This is a genomic window from Cupriavidus sp. UME77, assembly GCF_014170355.1.
GTDB classification, from domain to species: Bacteria; Pseudomonadota; Gammaproteobacteria; order Burkholderiales; family Burkholderiaceae; genus Cupriavidus; species Cupriavidus basilensis.
In genome coordinates this window covers 1-14853 of record NZ_LZZU01000090.1, presented here as the reverse complement: position 1 = coordinate 14853, position 14853 = coordinate 1, and the positions used below count along the sequence as shown (strand labels likewise).

General features: G+C 63.2%; 15 protein-coding genes, 1 pseudogene and 1 riboswitch. Of the genes and pseudogenes, 10 read left to right on the top strand and 6 right to left on the bottom strand.

The window, feature by feature from the left end:
- Positions 1 to 56: 56 nt before the first annotated feature.
- The 4 genes from A9975_RS33815 to A9975_RS33800 are packed head-to-tail and all read right to left on the bottom strand — an operon-like array spanning position 57 to position 3569.
- A complete protein-coding gene (locus A9975_RS33815) occupies positions 57 to 1589 on the bottom strand; it encodes a pilus assembly protein PilY (protein WP_183036547.1) in 1533 nt (510 codons plus the stop codon).
- Positions 1586 to 2215 (bottom strand): hypothetical protein, encoded by a 630-nt coding sequence (locus A9975_RS33810; RefSeq protein WP_183036546.1) that lies wholly within the window; start codon positions 2213 to 2215, stop codon positions 1586 to 1588. Before A9975_RS33810 ends, A9975_RS33815 begins: the two co-directional genes overlap by 4 nt.
- Complete coding sequence (locus tag A9975_RS33805; protein ID WP_183036545.1) at positions 2209 to 3150, bottom strand: PilW family protein; 942 nt, start codon at positions 3148 to 3150, stop codon at positions 2209 to 2211. The genes A9975_RS33810 and A9975_RS33805 overlap by 7 nt, the downstream gene beginning before the upstream one ends.
- Positions 3147 to 3569: a hypothetical protein gene (locus A9975_RS33800; protein WP_183036544.1), complete on the bottom strand. Its 423-nt coding sequence runs from the start codon at positions 3567 to 3569 to the stop codon at positions 3147 to 3149. Before A9975_RS33800 ends, A9975_RS33805 begins: the two co-directional genes overlap by 4 nt.
- 408 nt (positions 3570 to 3977) lie before the next feature.
- Here A9975_RS33800 and A9975_RS33795 point away from each other — a divergent pair, with 408 nt between their 5' ends.
- Genes A9975_RS33795 through A9975_RS33770 form a run of 6 tightly spaced genes read left to right on the top strand, consistent with a single transcriptional unit; the run spans position 3978 to position 10781 of the window.
- Complete coding sequence (locus tag A9975_RS33795; protein ID WP_183036543.1) at positions 3978 to 4472, top strand: type IV pilin protein; 495 nt, start codon at positions 3978 to 3980, stop codon at positions 4470 to 4472.
- A gap of 1 nt (position 4473) precedes the next feature.
- A complete protein-coding gene (locus tag A9975_RS33790; protein WP_370565964.1) occupies positions 4474 to 4998 on the top strand; it encodes a GspH/FimT family pseudopilin in 525 nt (174 codons plus the stop codon).
- Position 4999: 1 nt separating this feature from the next.
- The gene (locus tag A9975_RS33785) at positions 5000 to 5446 is read left to right on the top strand and encodes a prepilin-type N-terminal cleavage/methylation domain-containing protein (protein ID WP_183036541.1); all 447 of its coding nucleotides are present in this window, start codon (positions 5000 to 5002) and stop codon (positions 5444 to 5446) included.
- A gap of 7 nt (positions 5447 to 5453) precedes the next feature.
- Positions 5454 to 6623 carry a PilW family protein gene (locus A9975_RS33780; RefSeq protein ID WP_183036540.1) on the top strand — a complete coding sequence of 390 codons (1170 nt, stop codon included), beginning with the start codon at positions 5454 to 5456 and terminating at the stop codon, positions 6621 to 6623.
- 2 nt (positions 6624 to 6625) lie between these two features.
- Positions 6626 to 7183 (top strand): hypothetical protein, encoded by a 558-nt coding sequence (locus A9975_RS33775; RefSeq protein WP_183036539.1) that lies wholly within the window; start codon positions 6626 to 6628, stop codon positions 7181 to 7183.
- A 7-nt stretch (positions 7184 to 7190) separates the two neighbouring features.
- The gene (locus A9975_RS33770; protein ID WP_183036538.1) at positions 7191 to 10781 is read left to right on the top strand and encodes a pilus assembly protein; all 3591 of its coding nucleotides are present in this window, start codon (positions 7191 to 7193) and stop codon (positions 10779 to 10781) included.
- A 37-nt stretch (positions 10782 to 10818) separates the two neighbouring features.
- Here the strand turns inward: A9975_RS33770 and nrdR are convergent, their stop codons facing one another.
- Positions 10819 to 11283: a transcriptional regulator NrdR gene (nrdR, locus tag A9975_RS33765; RefSeq protein WP_150984110.1), complete on the bottom strand. Its 465-nt coding sequence runs from the start codon at positions 11281 to 11283 to the stop codon at positions 10819 to 10821.
- 153 nt (positions 11284 to 11436) lie between these two features.
- Entirely contained in the window at positions 11437 to 12684 is a 1248-nt protein-coding gene (gene glyA, locus A9975_RS33760; RefSeq protein WP_043348535.1) for a serine hydroxymethyltransferase, read from the bottom strand.
- A gap of 122 nt (positions 12685 to 12806) precedes the next feature.
- A riboswitch (ZMP/ZTP riboswitch) is annotated at positions 12807 to 12909 on the bottom strand.
- A 161-nt stretch (positions 12910 to 13070) separates the two neighbouring features.
- On the opposite strand from glyA, the gene ybgC reads away from it, so the two are divergent.
- The 4 genes and pseudogenes from ybgC to A9975_RS33740 all read left to right on the top strand — a co-directional run.
- Positions 13071 to 13475: a tol-pal system-associated acyl-CoA thioesterase gene (ybgC, locus tag A9975_RS33755; protein WP_183036537.1), complete on the top strand. Its 405-nt coding sequence runs from the start codon at positions 13071 to 13073 to the stop codon at positions 13473 to 13475.
- A complete protein-coding gene (gene tolQ / locus A9975_RS33750; protein ID WP_183036536.1) occupies positions 13472 to 14155 on the top strand; it encodes a protein TolQ in 684 nt (227 codons plus the stop codon). The genes ybgC and tolQ overlap by 4 nt, the downstream gene beginning before the upstream one ends.
- Positions 14156 to 14197: 42 nt before the next feature.
- Positions 14198 to 14635, top strand: a complete 438-nt coding sequence (tolR, locus tag A9975_RS33745) for a protein TolR (RefSeq protein WP_043348529.1) — start codon at positions 14198 to 14200, stop codon at positions 14633 to 14635.
- 15 nt (positions 14636 to 14650) lie between these two features.
- Positions 14651 to 14853, top strand: a pseudogene (locus A9975_RS33740) (cell envelope integrity protein TolA); the annotation flags it as partial.

Genomic DNA, 14853 nt, shown 5'->3' with positions numbered 1-14853 from the left:
TCCGGTGTGCGGTGGCGTGGTTGGCGGTGGATCGGTCTGGAAGGCGTATCTGGGTCTCACGGCGACCCGGAGCGGATCAGCTCGCGCCAGCTGAGGCGGCCGGTGCGGCGGCTGGCGACGGTGCGGTTGAGTGGCACGGCGCTTCCTTCCTCCAGGGACCAGAGCGTGAGGGTCACGTCCTCATGCGACGTGACGCCCGGTTGCGGCGCAAGCTTTGGCGGTAGTGCCGCGCGTTCGAGAACGACGGTCGCCGTGGCGCTGGCCCCGAACCCGGTCGCTACGTGAGTGAGAGGCCCGCCAGCCTGCGCGCTGGCAGTGGATTCGCCGCTCAGCGCATGGATCAGGTACGCGCGCTGGCGCGTGTCGGGCGTTCGGGTGACAAAGCCGAGGTAGCCCGGGTCGGCGGGGAGGAGCCGTTCCAGGCGCTCGCCGGGATTGGGAAGAGGCAAGTGCCAGCCAGCGGTGGATGCTGGGCGGCCTGGAATATCCGGCGTGTGAGCCTGCCGGCGCAGCACCACGCCGCCTCCTTGAGGCTGGGCCACAATGCGCGCGCCACCGCGACTCGGGCCGCCTGTGTCGGCGAAGGGCGTGCTGTCGAATGCCGCACTGACATGGGTACCGGTTCCGTAAACCACCAGGTGGCCGCCGGCGGCGCTGATCAGGGCAGGGGGCACGATTGCGCGCGACGAAGGCGCTGGGTTGTCCATCCGGTAAATGCAGTCGACGCGCCGGCCGCTATCACGCCATGGCATCGCGCCACGCAAGTCGAAGCGCCAGAGCCCGCCTGCTGTATCCACCGCGTACGCCGCCAGGGCCACGCCGGAAGTATCTGGCAGGATGCTCGCGGCAAGCAGCGCGGGGTTGGGTCCGGGGCTCCCGCAACCGCCGGCCGGCAGGAGCAGCCGCCGTATCGCGTGGCGTCCTTGCCACGGCGCGTGCGTGGGTTTGTCCAGGGGCAGCATGGCGATGCCGGCCTGTTGCCCCGGCGGATCGCGATGCGGCACGCCTCGGTGGGCTTGGCGACCGCGCGGGGCGCCCAGCGTCACCATGGCGTACCAGCGCGGGCCTTCATGCGTGGAGAGTGCCAATGCGCGGACGGGGCCCGACGGGGCCAGCGGGAGCGTGTCGGAAGCCCTGGCCTCCCAGAGCGTTCCTACTGGCGGCTGCGCCGCTGCATTCGTGATGTCGAGGGCGAAAACGCCCGCTTGTGGATCGGCTGCGTTCGCCGGAAGGCCACACAGCAGCAGGGTGCGCCAGCGGCCGGGTTCGAGCGAGACGTCGGCAGCCTCGGGGTGGGGGCAGGGCGTGGAGCCCTGTTTTCGCATTGGGCGCGGCTGGTAAGCGAGTACTTCGTCGCCGGACGTCGCATTGAACGCGCGCAGCCTGCCATCACGCATCCCCACCCAGACCAGCGCAGCGCGCGCGCCGTGCTGAACGACGAACTCCGCGTGGCCCGGCCAGCCAGGTATCCACTTGGGCGGCGGTACCAGGACAGGTGGCGTGCTTCCCCCGCCCTGTGCCGTGCCAGCAAACAGCAGTCCGGCGGCGAGCGCAATCAGCGCGTTGTGGTACCGGGCGGAGTGCGTCACGGCTGGAACTCGCTCTGTAGCAAGCGGCGTACCGCCGCGTCGCGCCCCAACCCCAGCGCAGTAATGCGAAAACGCAGCCGTTGGCCCGTGCCCGGCGTGTAGCCGGATCCCAGCCATTCGCCAGGAGGGCGCTCGTGCATCAACTCGGCAACGTACCGCGGCATGGTGCCCACCCCAGCCGCTCCGGGTGGCAAGGCCGGCAGGGTAACGCCACTGAAGGAGCCCATCGCGATGCCCGTGGTCTCATCCGGCCGGCGCGAATCGAGCCAATTCAACCATGGCGGCGGCATGCCCGGGGCGGGCCGGCAGAGTCCCCGCTGCGCGCCGGCGCCGCATTGGCCCGGCGGTGGCCACGCAGCAAGGCGGCTATCCACTCCGGACGCGCCGTTGCTGAGCGCCGCCATCAACTCCGCTTCCGCGTCGAGCAACGCCGACTCCGCCGCGCGAAAGGCGAGCTCCTGCTCGAGCTGGTAAGTGGTCACTTGCCTGCTGGCGAGCAGGAATTGAAGGCCAGCCAGGGTTGTGGCGGCCACAAGCAGAAGCATCGTGGCCGTCAGCAGGAGCGTGGTGCCCCCTTTCGCCCGGTTACCGCGCCGCAGGCAAACCGCAATCTTGGCGCTCAGCATAGTGTCTCCGTGCAGGGCCTGGTATTGCGCAGCCGCACGGATGCCGAGAACACCCGTCGTATCAAGGCAGGCCGGTCACCCGGCGTAAAAACGAGGTCGTCGGCATGGAGGCCGGCGCCAGCATGCGCGCCCGGGGTACCCCGTGGGAACAAAGTGAGCACGGCCGGCGCCGCTGCCAGCGCCAGTGGGCGCTCACCACGCAGCACCAGAGCCATCTGCACCACCAGTACCTCGCGCCAGGCCGCGTCGCCCCTGGCGCGCAGTTCCTCGGCGCGCAGGAACGCGTCGGCGTTGCCATCGCCATCGGTATCGATGCCGTATCGCAACCGCAAGGCCTCCACGCCACGCACCAGGGCGCCCGAAGTCCAGCTTCCCTCCAGCACCCGCCCGTCGCGCCGGCTGGCATAGCGGCACAACAGTTGCGGCTCGCCATCCGAGCCGGTGGCGATATAGATCAGGCTCTCCCCCGCATAAGCGTGGACTGCGCCACCAGCCGATCCGCCAACGCTCACCGCCGGCAACGCATACCCACTGCAATCGATCATGGTCTGGTCCGGCAGCGTCGGATCCTGCGCGCGCCCGCTGCCGCTGAATCGCACCAGCATTGCATCGCTGCCATTGACGCCACGGCGAGGGCAGGTAGGCAGCGCGGCAATGCCCGGCTGGCCGCAATCGTCCCGCCCTGATAGCGCCGGTGGCGCATTGGCCGGCAAGGCCACGCCGACCGGCTGCCAACCGCTATGCCGGACAAGTTGGGAGAGGATGGCGAGCGCCCGCTGGCCGCGTTCTTCCAGCAGCACGAGATCGACGGCGGTGCGGTACGTGACCTGGACGGCATGGAACGCGGACACAGCCAGCGCGCTGACCAGCAGGCCGAGCGCCAGGCCAACCATCAGTTCGATCAACGAGAACCCTTGTGCCCGACAAGCCTTCATGGCCGGATCCAGAGGGCAATGACGCGCAGCGCGGCCGCATCCCGCACGCCGCCGGTAGGTCTCGACGAAGCCAGGGACAGCGGCCCGACGACCGCCAGCCTGGATCCCGGCAAGCACCCACTGTCCTCCGCCGAAGCGAGCGACTGGCACAGCTGGAGGTCATTCGGGCCAATGCCACGTGCCTGAAGGGGCGACAGCGCGAGGCCCGGATCCCCCAACTCCGCTAGTTCGGCGGCTGCACGTGTAGCATGGCCGAGGGCCTCATAGCCGCGCAGTGTGCCTAGTGCGAACGGCGCCAGCGCAGCAAGCGGCAGCAGGCCGACGCCGAGGACAGCGAGGGCGGTGAGGGATTCGATGAGGATGAAGCCGCGAGGGGATCCTGTGATCGCCTTCGTTGAAGGAGGGGTTGCAAAAGGCATGGCGGTTTCGCTCGGATGTGGAGACCTGCTCAGGATGCCGCTCAAGCGAAAGCAAAAGTGTGCCGGGCTGTGAAGGGTTTGCTAAATAATGTTTCATACATGCCTGTGGCTACTATCCAACGCAGTCAGTGCAAACCGACTCGGCGAAGTAGCTGAATTGACACTTCCCTATCCTATCCCCCACTATAGCGGGGTGGCGCTCGCAGCCGGATGCGCTATGAAGTAATCAAGGCTGATGCGCCTATCGCCAGCCTGCAGAAAATTAAAAGATTTCGGGATGGGTTCGGCGCTTCCAACGCAGAGTGGAATGCCGGAACCGGATGAGTAATTCAACCGGGGGTCATATGTACAGGGTCAAAACTTCGCTCGCGCAGCGCCGGCATTCGGCCGTTCATCGGCGGCGCTGACATGTCCGCGCCGCTTCGCACTCTAGCGACCGCGCTGCATTTTCCCGCTCAGCAAGACGCCCGGCCTGGAGCAGGTCGGCGTGCATGCCGGGCGGCGCGCGGGTTTACCTTGATCGAGCTGATGGTGACGGTTGCTATCCTCGCCATACTGTCCGCAATCTCCATTCCCATCTATTCGGACTATGTCACGCGCAGCAAGCTGTCGGAGGCCTTCGACACGCTCTCCGTGTTTGGGCTGCGCATGGAGCAGAGTTTCCAGGACAACGGCAACTATGGTGTCGGTGCGGCCTGTAATGTGTCCACCTCTTCGACGAACTTCGCCTATCAGTGCACCCTGACCTCCGCCGGCCAGGGGTTCCTCATGACAGCGCAGGGCCAGGGCCCAGTCGCCGGCTATACCTATACGCTTGACCAGACCGGCAACAAGGCCACCACCGCATATAAGGGCCAGGTGGTAAGCGGCCCATGCTGGTGGCTGACTCCAGGGAATTGCTGATATGAGGATGAGGGGGTTGTCCCTTATCGAGATGATGGCTGTGCTTGCCATTATCTCCATCCTGCTGATGGTCGGCGTACCGAGCATGAGCGACTATTTGCAGAACAGCCGTCTGCGTGCTGTGAGCGAGCAGCTGTCATCGGACCTGAAGGCGGCGCGCGTCGAAGCGCTGAACCGCAATCGGATGACGACATTCGCGGTGTCTGCAAATGGTTGGTCTTACGCAGTACCCAGCGCGGCCGCTTTCGCTGGCTATTCCGCGTCCCCGGCAGAGTTGAGCCGCTCGGTTGCGCTTGCCTCGAACCAGGCAGCAATCTGCTTTGACGGTACTGGACGCGTGTTAGCGGCGGATTGCGGGGGAGCACCAGCTGCTTTGCCTCAGTTCGATATCCAGCCGATGAGCGGGAGCGCAGCGTGTCGCGCTAACGGCGGTACTGCGCAATGCCTACGTGTGATGTTGTCGGCCTTGGGCCAGGCCCGCGTGTGCAATCCCGCGGCTGCGGCAAATAGCTTGATGGCGTGCTGATATGAAGGCGCGCGTCCAGGGGTTCGCACTCATTGAGGCAATGGTGTCGTTGGCACTGTTCGCGATTGGCATCGTTGGCTTATGCGCAGCGACTCTGATGGCTGCCAAGCAAAATTCGCAAACCCGCTATCGTACTGTGGCGCAGTACTACGCCGCCGAGATTATTGGGGTTGCCACGGTGGATGCGGCGAATGCTCCGTGCTACACCGTGCCGGCCGGCGGCGGGTGCACCGCCGGCACCGGCCAGGCGATCGCTGCCGATTGGCTGAAGCGCGTCAACGGTGCACTGCCTAGCGACGCGACGCACACACCGACGGTGGCTTATGACGCAGTCACCGGCAACCTGACCGTCACCCTGCAATGGAAACTGGCAGGCGAAGCGCAGGAGAAGACCTACTTGAGCCTAACCACCTGGCACAACCTCGTAACCACCACCAACCTCAGATAGCCACGCCATGCACGCCAGGCTTCACTCGCACCTGCGTACTAGCGGCTTCACGCTGATTGAGCTGCTGGTTGGGCTTCTGATCGGCTTGATTGCCGGCGTCGCCATTCTCAGCGCAACTTACTTCTTCGAGGACTTCAAGCGCACGCAGTTTGGGACCAGCGCGGCTGCCGACAGTAGCGTGCTGGCCATGCTGGCAATCGAGCGCGATATCAAGGGGGCGGGAGTCGGCGTTGCCACCAGCGGCCGTAACAACCAGTCCACCATCATCTGCCCGGCGCTCAACGCCTATTTCAACGGCGTGCTGATCGACAACGCCGCGATTGCGCCCGTCTGGGTGACACGCCCGGGTGGGGTGGGTGCCTCGGACACGATCTCCATTGCGGGAGCCTCCTCAATTGGCGCCGCGGCACCGATCGCCCTCAGTACTGGAATGGCGACAGGGACGGATCCGCTGAATGTGCCTTCGGCCCAGGGCATCACCATTCCGGGCCCGAACACGCAGGGGTCGGTATTGCTGGTTTCGGCGTACAGCGGCAACGGTAGCGTGACTGCGCCCTGCACCGTCATGCAGGTCAGCGGAACCTCGCTGCAGGCCAACAGCACGCAGATAGCCCATGCGGCTGGCAGCGGCAACTGGAATCCTCCGGCAACGGTGGTGTTCTCCAATCCGCAGGCTTATGGCGCTGGAGCGAGCGTGATGAACGCAGGGGCATTTGCCTGGACGACTTATCAGGTCAACAACGCGACGGCCATGCTGCAACTGGTTGATCAGTTTGCCTCTGCTGGCACCCCCGCGACGCCGCTAGCAGAGAATGTGGTCTACATGCGCGCGCAGTATGGAGTGGTCGCGGGAGCAGGCTTGAGCGTTGCCCAATGGGTGGATGCTACCGGGGCATGGGCATGGCCGTTAAGCGCGGCCAGCATGAGCCAGATCCGGGCAATTCGCGTAGGCCTAGTCACGCGAATCCCCGCGGCTGTAAAGCCGTCAGGCGGGCCGGGAGCGGCATGCGATGCCACCACGGCGGCGACTTTGCCGGTGATTTTCGCCGCTACCGCTTCGCCCCTGGGGGCAGCCGTGACGGCCGATCTGAGCGCGACACAGAATTGGCAGTGCTATCGCTATCGCACGCAGAGCCTCGTCATCCCTCTCAAGAATATCGTGTTCGGAGAACAGTGAGCATGCGATCGCGTCGTACCCAGACCGGCCTCGCACTGCCGATCGTGTTGATCATCCTGCTGGCGATCCTGGTGTCCGCGGTGTCGTTGCTGCGTACCGGTGCCGTATCTGGAACCACGGCCGGCAACGTTGCGTTCAAGGAGGCAGCGAGCCAGGCCACCGATCTTGCCTTGACCGCTGCGAAGACTACCCTGGATGGCGTTGCCAACCCGGATACCACGGATACCACCAAGCAATACTACGCGACCACTACCACCTTCGCGCTGGACCAGAATGGCCTGCCCAATGTGAACTGGGCCGACACCACCAGCTTCCCGCAGGTCAAGGTCGGCAATGGTGGCTTGCAATATCAATATGTGGTTGAACGCCTGTGCAGTTCGACCCCGGTGACAGATCCGTACGGCCAGTGCACCGCCCGCGCCAAGGCGATCCAGGGGCCAAGCAGCAATCAGATGGGTTCACCTTCACTGCAACTGCCACAGGTGGCTTACCGGGTGACGGTACACGTCACGAGTCCGCGCAGCGGCGAGACATTCGTACAGGCAATCCTCAACAGATAACCGGCCCATGAAACTCTCAACCCTGCTTAAGGTTTGCCTGGCGATTTCCTCTGTGGCGGTGATTTCGGCCTACTCTGCCTCGACCGACATTTCCGTTACGCCGCTCTCCGCCACTTCACAGGCGCCGCCCAACGTCATCTTTGGCATTGACGATTCGGGTTCGATGGACTTCGAGGTCCTGATGAGTACGAGTGACGGTGCATTGTGGTGGGATACGAGCAACAAGAACTTCTACTCGGGCGGCAAGTTCAACTTCAATGATACGGGCTCGTCCGGCAATGGCTGGATGAAGTTTGCCTATCTGTTCCCGAACGGACAGAGCACTAGCAATGATAGCGATTTGCGCCGCTACGCCGATTCGACCTCCGATCACTTCGCGGTGCCGCCGCTGCCGCAGTACAGCTACATGCGCAGTGCGGACTATAACCCGATCTATTACAACCCGAATGTAACCTACGTCGCATGGCCGTCAGCCTATATGGGTGGCGCAATGAAGAGCTTCAGCAACGCAAGCACGGCGGCTACCCGTAGCCATCCGTACTATCCGACGCAAAGTTCGTCGTCGCCATACACGTGGAACATGGCGGGGACTGTTGCCGTGCAAGGCAATCCAGGAGCCAACACGACCTTCCGCATGTTCCCTGGCATGGTGATTCCGTTTGCGTGGGCATCTGCGAACTCACTCACGCAGATTACCTACAAAAAAAATGGCGGCAGTTGGACAACCACGAATATCAGCGGCGATCTCACAATCCCCTCCAACGTCACCTATTGGGATGTTTCGCTTCCTTACCGCCCCGCGACCTATTACGTCAAGGATGCAACCTGTACGGCTAGCACTGCAGGCTGCAATGCAACGCCGGATGGCGCCTTTGTGCGCGAGTGGCAGATCGTTTCGGCCAACAGCGGGAAGTTCCCAGGCGGACGCAGCTATGCGGATGAGCTGCAGAACTTCGCCAACTGGTTTCAGTATTACCGCAAGCGTAAGCTGATGCTGGGCTCGGGGATGGGCCAGGTTTTGACGAACCTGAAGGGAATGTACGGTGCCTATACCAACTTCAATTCGGGGGCGGGCACCAACGTCACCATGTACGACTTTTCCTCGACGGATAACTCGAAGAATGGTTCTGCGTTGCTGGGGGCGATTTATCAGAGCGTAGCGGCCGGCGGTACGCCCACGCTTGAAACGCTCAACTTCATTGGTGGCCAGTTCATGAGAACGGACACCAATGCGCCGGTCAAGTTCGCTTGCCAGCAGAATGCAGGCTTTATCCTGACTGACGGCTATGCCAACAAGTCGACGGTGACGCCGCCGAGCTATTCGGCCAGCAGCAGCTTCATCAATACCGCCCCGTACTCGACAATTCCCAAGCCTTCCCTGGCGGACATTGCGAGCTCTTACTTCGTCAATAATCTGCGCTCCGATCTCACTGCGGGCCTGGTGCCGGTGAATTCGACGGATAGCTCCTGGAATGCCGACAAGAACCCCAACCTGCATATGAATACGTACGCGGTGGCGCTCGGTGCAAAGGGCTATATCTATGGGCAGAACACAGCGCAGGCCAACAGCCCGAACCTGAATCCGCCGACCTGGGTGGCCACATCCCAGAACTACAGCCCTAACGCGCTGGATGATCTCTGGCACGCCACCATCAATGGCCGCGGCCAGATGTTCCGGGCTACCAACGCCGCCGACCTGACATCGTTCTTCCAGCAGGTGCTTCAGAGCCTGTTGTCGAAGTCGGCGTCCAACGCGGCAATTGCAGTGAGTTCGACCAATGGCGGTGGTGCGGCCTTCATGGCCAGCTACAACGGCCAGAACTGGTCTGGCGAGCTGACGGCCGCGCCCATCGACCCAACGACCGGGTTCATCAATGCCGCCGCGCCGCTCTGGAAGGCGCGCGACCAGCTGACTAGCCGCACGCCCGGCAACCGCTGGATCGGGACATACGATAATGGCAAGGGCGCCGCGTTCGCAACGGGCGCGGGAGGGCTGCTGCCGGCGACCGTCAATCTTCTCAATAGCTCTGGCAAGACAGACGGGGCCAGCGTGCTGGCCTACCTGCGTGGAGATCGATCGCTGGAAGGCACCACGTATCGCACGCGCAGTTCGCTACTTGGCGATATCGTGTCGGCTGAGCCGGTCTATGTCGCTGGCGCGACCGCCTATTACTCGGACGCGGGCTATGCCGGGTTCCAGAGCCAGCTCGCTTCTCGCAAGCCCGCGATTTACCAGGGGGCAAACGACGGCATGCTGCATGCGTTCGACGCCAGTTCCGGCGCGGAGCTCTGGGCGTATGTGCCGGGTGCGCTTCTGACGACAAGCGGGAAGATGAATGCGTACACGGTGACGCCCTATACGCATCAATACTACGTCGATGCCACGCCGGCTGTTGGCGATGTCTACATGGCCGGTATCAAGGCATGGAAGACCTTGCTGGTGGGTGGGCTAGGGGCGGGAGGCAGTGGCTACTATGCGCTTGATGTGACCAGTTCGACGGCGCAGAGCGATGCGGACGTGGCCAGTAAAGTGAAATGGGAGTTTCCGAATTCAGCGACCAGCAGCACGGATGCTGCCAACCTGGGCTTGACCTTCGGCAAGCCTATCCTCGCGAAGACGAAGGCCATGGGCTGGGTGGTGCTCGTGCCGTCGGGCTATAACAACAATGTGGTTCGCAATGGAGGAACGCAGGGCGATGGCAAAGGCCGCCTGTTCGTGCTCGATCCTGCTACCGGCAATGTCCTCCAGTCGATCTCGACCGGGGTTGGCGATACCACTACGCCTTCCGGTCTCGCCTATATTTCCGCTTACGCGGCGAATGGATCGACCGACGCGACAATCGACTACGTCTATGGCGGCGACCTGCTGGGGAACGTGTGGCGCTTCGATCTGTCCGGCACCGCTGCAACCTCGTGGAATGTCAGCAAGCTGGCCAGCCTGGCGGATAGTAGTGGCAAGGCGCAGCCGATCAGTTCAGCGCCGGAACTGACTACCTATAACGGCCAACGTATGGTCTTCGTGGGTACGGGCCTTCTGCTCGGGCAATCCGACTTGGGCGTGAGCAACGTGCAATCCATGTACGCTCTGGTTGACAATATGACTGCAGCGCCGCTGATCTCCAACGTGCGAACCACGCTTGTGAAAAGAACTGTGACGCTATCGGGGTCTGTGCGCCATATCAGCAACACGCCTGCTGTGAACTACACCAAGAATCCGGGCTGGTACTTCGATTTGCCAGGATCAGGTGAACGAGTGGTGACCAATCCGGCCGCGATTGCGGGGATTCTGGTTTTCACCACCGACATTCCCTCGGCGGCGACTTGTGGCTCGTCCAGCTATCTGTATGCTGTGGATTTGACTACTGGCGGCGAACTGCCAAGCACGAACTTCACTTCGTCCGGGCTGTCCCCGTGGACGGGCATCGCCCTGTCCAATACCGCGCTGTCATCAAGGCCGTCGCTGGTCGCGTTAAACAATGGCAATCTTGACGCACTGACCCAGCAGTCGAACGCCACTTCGTCCACCTCTCAACTGCCGATCAATTTGCTGAGCAAATCCAAGCGGGTGGCGTGGAAGGAAGTCTACATCCAGAAATGAGATGAGCCTGGCGCCAGGGGATCCCCTGGCCCGCAGCTTAGCGTTTGCTGCTGCTCGCCGCCACTTCGGCGAGTACATCGGAAAATTCCGACACGTCCTCAAAACTCCGATACACCGAAGCAAACCGGATATAAGCAATTTTGTCCAACCGGCGCAGCTCGCGCATGACCAGTTCCCCGACCTGGCTGCTGGGGATTTCCTTCTCGCCGAGGGCGAGCAGTTTTTCTTCGATGCGGGTGATGGAAGCGTCGATGGCTTCGGCCGAGACCGGGCGCTTGCGCAAGGCGAGGCGCATCGAGTCTTTCAGCTTGTCGCGGGTATAGTCCGCGCGGGAGCCGTTTTTCTTGACGATGGCGGGGAAGAACAGCTCGATCCGCTCATAGGTGGTGAAGCGGCGGTCGCAGGATTCACAGCGGCGGCGGCGGCGCACCGTATCGCCTTCTTCCGACATGCGCGTGTCCAGGACCTGGGTGTTGGAGTGAGCGCAAAAAGGGCATTTCATGCCTGACCACCTCGAAGTATGAGCCGGGGCGCGTGCCGCGCAGGCAGCGTTTTGTCATTCTGTGTCGCGCCGGGCTGGGTTGGCAAGGCCTGCCGCAGGCGCGGCGCGCGCCGCGGCTGCCGGCCACCCGCGCGTGGCGGGTGGCGCTGGGCTTTAGCCGTAGACCGGGAAACGCTTGGTCAGGGCTGCCACTTGCTCGCGTACGCGAGCGATATTGGCCAGGTCGTGCGGGTTTTCCAGCACGTCGGCGACGAGGTTGGCCACCAGGCGGGCTTCTTCTTCCTTGAAGCCGCGGGTGGTCATGGCCGGCGAGCCCAGGCGGATGCCCGAGGTGACGAACGGCTTTTCCGGGTCGTTGGGGATGGCGTTCTTATTGACGGTGATGTGCGCTTCGCCCAGGACCTTTTCGGCTTCCTTGCCGGTGATCTGCATGGCGCGCAGGTCGACCAGCATGACGTGGCTTTCGGTGCGGCCGGAGACGATGCGCAGGCCGCGCTCGATCAGGGTTTCGGCCAGCACGCGGGCGTTCTTGACCACTTGTTGCTGGTAGGTCTTGAACTCGGGCGAGAGGGCTTCCTTGAACGCGACTGCCTTGCCGGCGATCACGTGCATCAGGGGGCCGCCCTGGATGCCGGGGAAGATGGCCGAGTTGATGGCCTTCTCATGCTCGGCCTTCATCAGGATCACGCCACCGCGCGGGCCGCGCAGGCTCTTGTGGGTGGTGGTGGTGACGAAGTCGGCGTGCGGCACCGGGTTGGGGTACTCGCCGGCGGCGATCAGGCCGGCGTAGTGGGCCATGTCGACCATGAACAGGGCGCCGATGGACTTGGCCACCTTGGAGATGCGTTCGAAGTCGATGCGCAGGGCGAAGGCCGAGGCGCCGGCGATGATCAGCTTGGGCTTCTTTTCCTGGGCCAGCTTTTCCAGCGCGTCGTAGTCGATGTCTTCGTTTGCGTCCAGGCCGTAGCTGACCACGTTGAACCATTTGCCGCTCATATTGAGCGCCATGCCGTGGGTCAGGTGGCCGCCTTCGGCCAGGCTCATGCCCATGATGGTGTCACCCGGCTTCAGGGCGGCGAAGAACACGCCCTGGTTGGCCTGCGAGCCGGAATTGGGCTGCACGTTGGCGGCTTCGGCACCGAACAGTTGCTTGACGCGGTCGATGGCCAACTGCTCCACGATGTCGACGTACTCGCAGCCACCGTAGTAGCGCTTGCCGGGATAGCCCTCGGCGTACTTGTTGGTCAGTTGCGAGCCTTGCGCGGCCATCACGGCCGGCGAGGTGTAGTTTTCCGAGGCGATCAGCTCGATGTGCTCTTCCTGGCGCTGGTCTTCCTTCTGGATGGCGGCAAAAAGCTCGGGGTCGATCTGGTCGATCGTATAGCGGCTGCGTTCGAACATGGCGAAAACTCGTCTGAAAAAAAGGGAATTCCGAATGGCTTCGGGGTAGGGCGCGCGGGGAAGGCACAGGCGACCGGCGCCGGACGCGTTAGCTATCCGGCGCAGGGCGCACCCTGCTTCCCATTCGCTGCCCAGGCGAGCGGCAGGCGCTTGAAACATCGCGCCAGAGAACTTTGCGCTTCCTCGTGGTAGTGCCCACTGACTTCGCCAGTCGCGCAAGATGGAATGGTTGGCGGCAGTTTAACGCGAGGCGCTGGCTCGCTGCAAGACGGTGCTGCGGGGCCAAAGACCGAAAGTCAATGCCTTGTCCGTCAGGTAATGTAATTGTTGTAATGTCAGACAAGGGTTTACACCGGGTCGGGCCGGCTGCCGTTACAATCGCGGCCATGACCAACAATGTGTGGGCCTTGCGGGTGTACTGGGAAGACACCGACGCGGGCGGCGTAGTGTTCTACGCCAATTACCTCAAGTTCTTCGAGCGCGCCCGTACCGAGTGGCTGCGCTCGCTAGGCATCGAGCAGCAAGCGCTGGCCGATGAGACCGGCGTCGTCTTCATCGTCAGAAGCACGGCGGTGGACTACAATGCCCCCGCCCGTCTGGACGACCTGCTTGAGATCCGGACACAGATTGAACGGGTTGGCCCGGCGTCGGTCCAATTCGCCCAAGAAGCCTGGCGTGGTGAGCAATTGCTGGCTACTGGCGCCATCCGGGTTGGGTGTGTTGATCGTAGCACATTTCGCCCGACTCCCATTCCCGCCCCCGTCCTTGCAACCATCAAGACCGCTCGATGAATCCCGTGACCGTCACGCAAGACCTGTCGATCATTTCGCTGGTGCTGCACGCCAGTGTGCTGGCACAGGCCGTCATGGCCCTGCTGCTGGTGATGTCCCTGTTCTCGTGGACATATATCTTCCGCAAGCATTTCTCCCTGCGCGCCGCGCGGACCCAGACCGAGGGGTTCGAGCGCGACTTCTGGGCCGGCGGCGACCTGCAGGCCCTGTATCAGAGCGCAGCCAACAATCGTCACAACACAGGCGCGCTGGAACGGATCTTTGAATCCGGCATGGGCGAGTACCTGAAGGCGCGCGAGCGCAACAATGAAGCCGGCGCGCTGCTCGATGCCGCGCGGCGTGCGATGCGCGCGGCCTATCAGCGCGAAATGGATGTGATGGAATCGCATCTTCCGTTCCTGGCGTCGGTGGGTTCGGTCAGCCCGTACATCGGCTTGTTCGGCACCGTATGGGGGATCATGAACGCCTTCCGTGGCTTGTCCAATGTGCAGCAAGCTACGCTTGCGGCCGTGGCGCCCGGCATTGCGGAGGCGTTGGTCGCCACCGCTATCGGCCTGTTCGCGGCGATTCCGGCGGTCATTGCCTACAACCGTTACGCCACCGAAGTGGATCGTCTGGCCATCCGCTTCGAGAGCTTCATGGAAGAGTTCCTGAACATCCTGCAACGGCAGACCCGCTAAAACGCCGAAGCCACCAACGTCTTCGGTCAAGGAGAACCAGCAATGGCAGCGATACAGCGCCGTGGCGGCTCGCGCCGCCGGGCCAGCGCCGACATCAACGTCGTGCCTTACATTGACGTGATGCTGGTGCTGCTCGTCATTTTCATGGTGGCGGCACCGATCGTGAATCCCGCCGTGGTTGACCTGCCCAGCGTGGCCAACGCCACCCAGCAGCAAAAGGCACCTCCCATCGTCGTGACCGTGCATGAGGACGGCGCACTGACCGCGCGCGGCAAGGATAACGCCGGCAACAGTTTCGAGCGCAAGCTCGACAAGCAGGGTCTGATCGACTTCGTGCATCAGCGCCAGAACGAGAATCCCGATCAGCCGGTGGTGATTGCCGCCGACCGCTCGGTCAAGTATGAAGCCGTGCTGGACGTCATGTCAGTGCTCAAGGCCGACGGCGTGAAGCGCGTTGGCCTGATGGTCAAGCCCAAGTAAGCACCGCCCCACGCGATGAAAACCGCCGCCTATCCTTATCAGCCGGCCCCGGAGCGGGGAACCCTGCGTTCCTTCCTGCTCGCGGTTTTCATGCACCTGTTGCTGGGCATCGTGCTGTATTTCGGCGTGCACTGGCAGAGCAGCACCCCGGTGGGCGCCGAAGCCGAGCTCTGGGATGAGATCCCGGCCACTACCGCGCCGCCGCCGCCCCCGCCGCC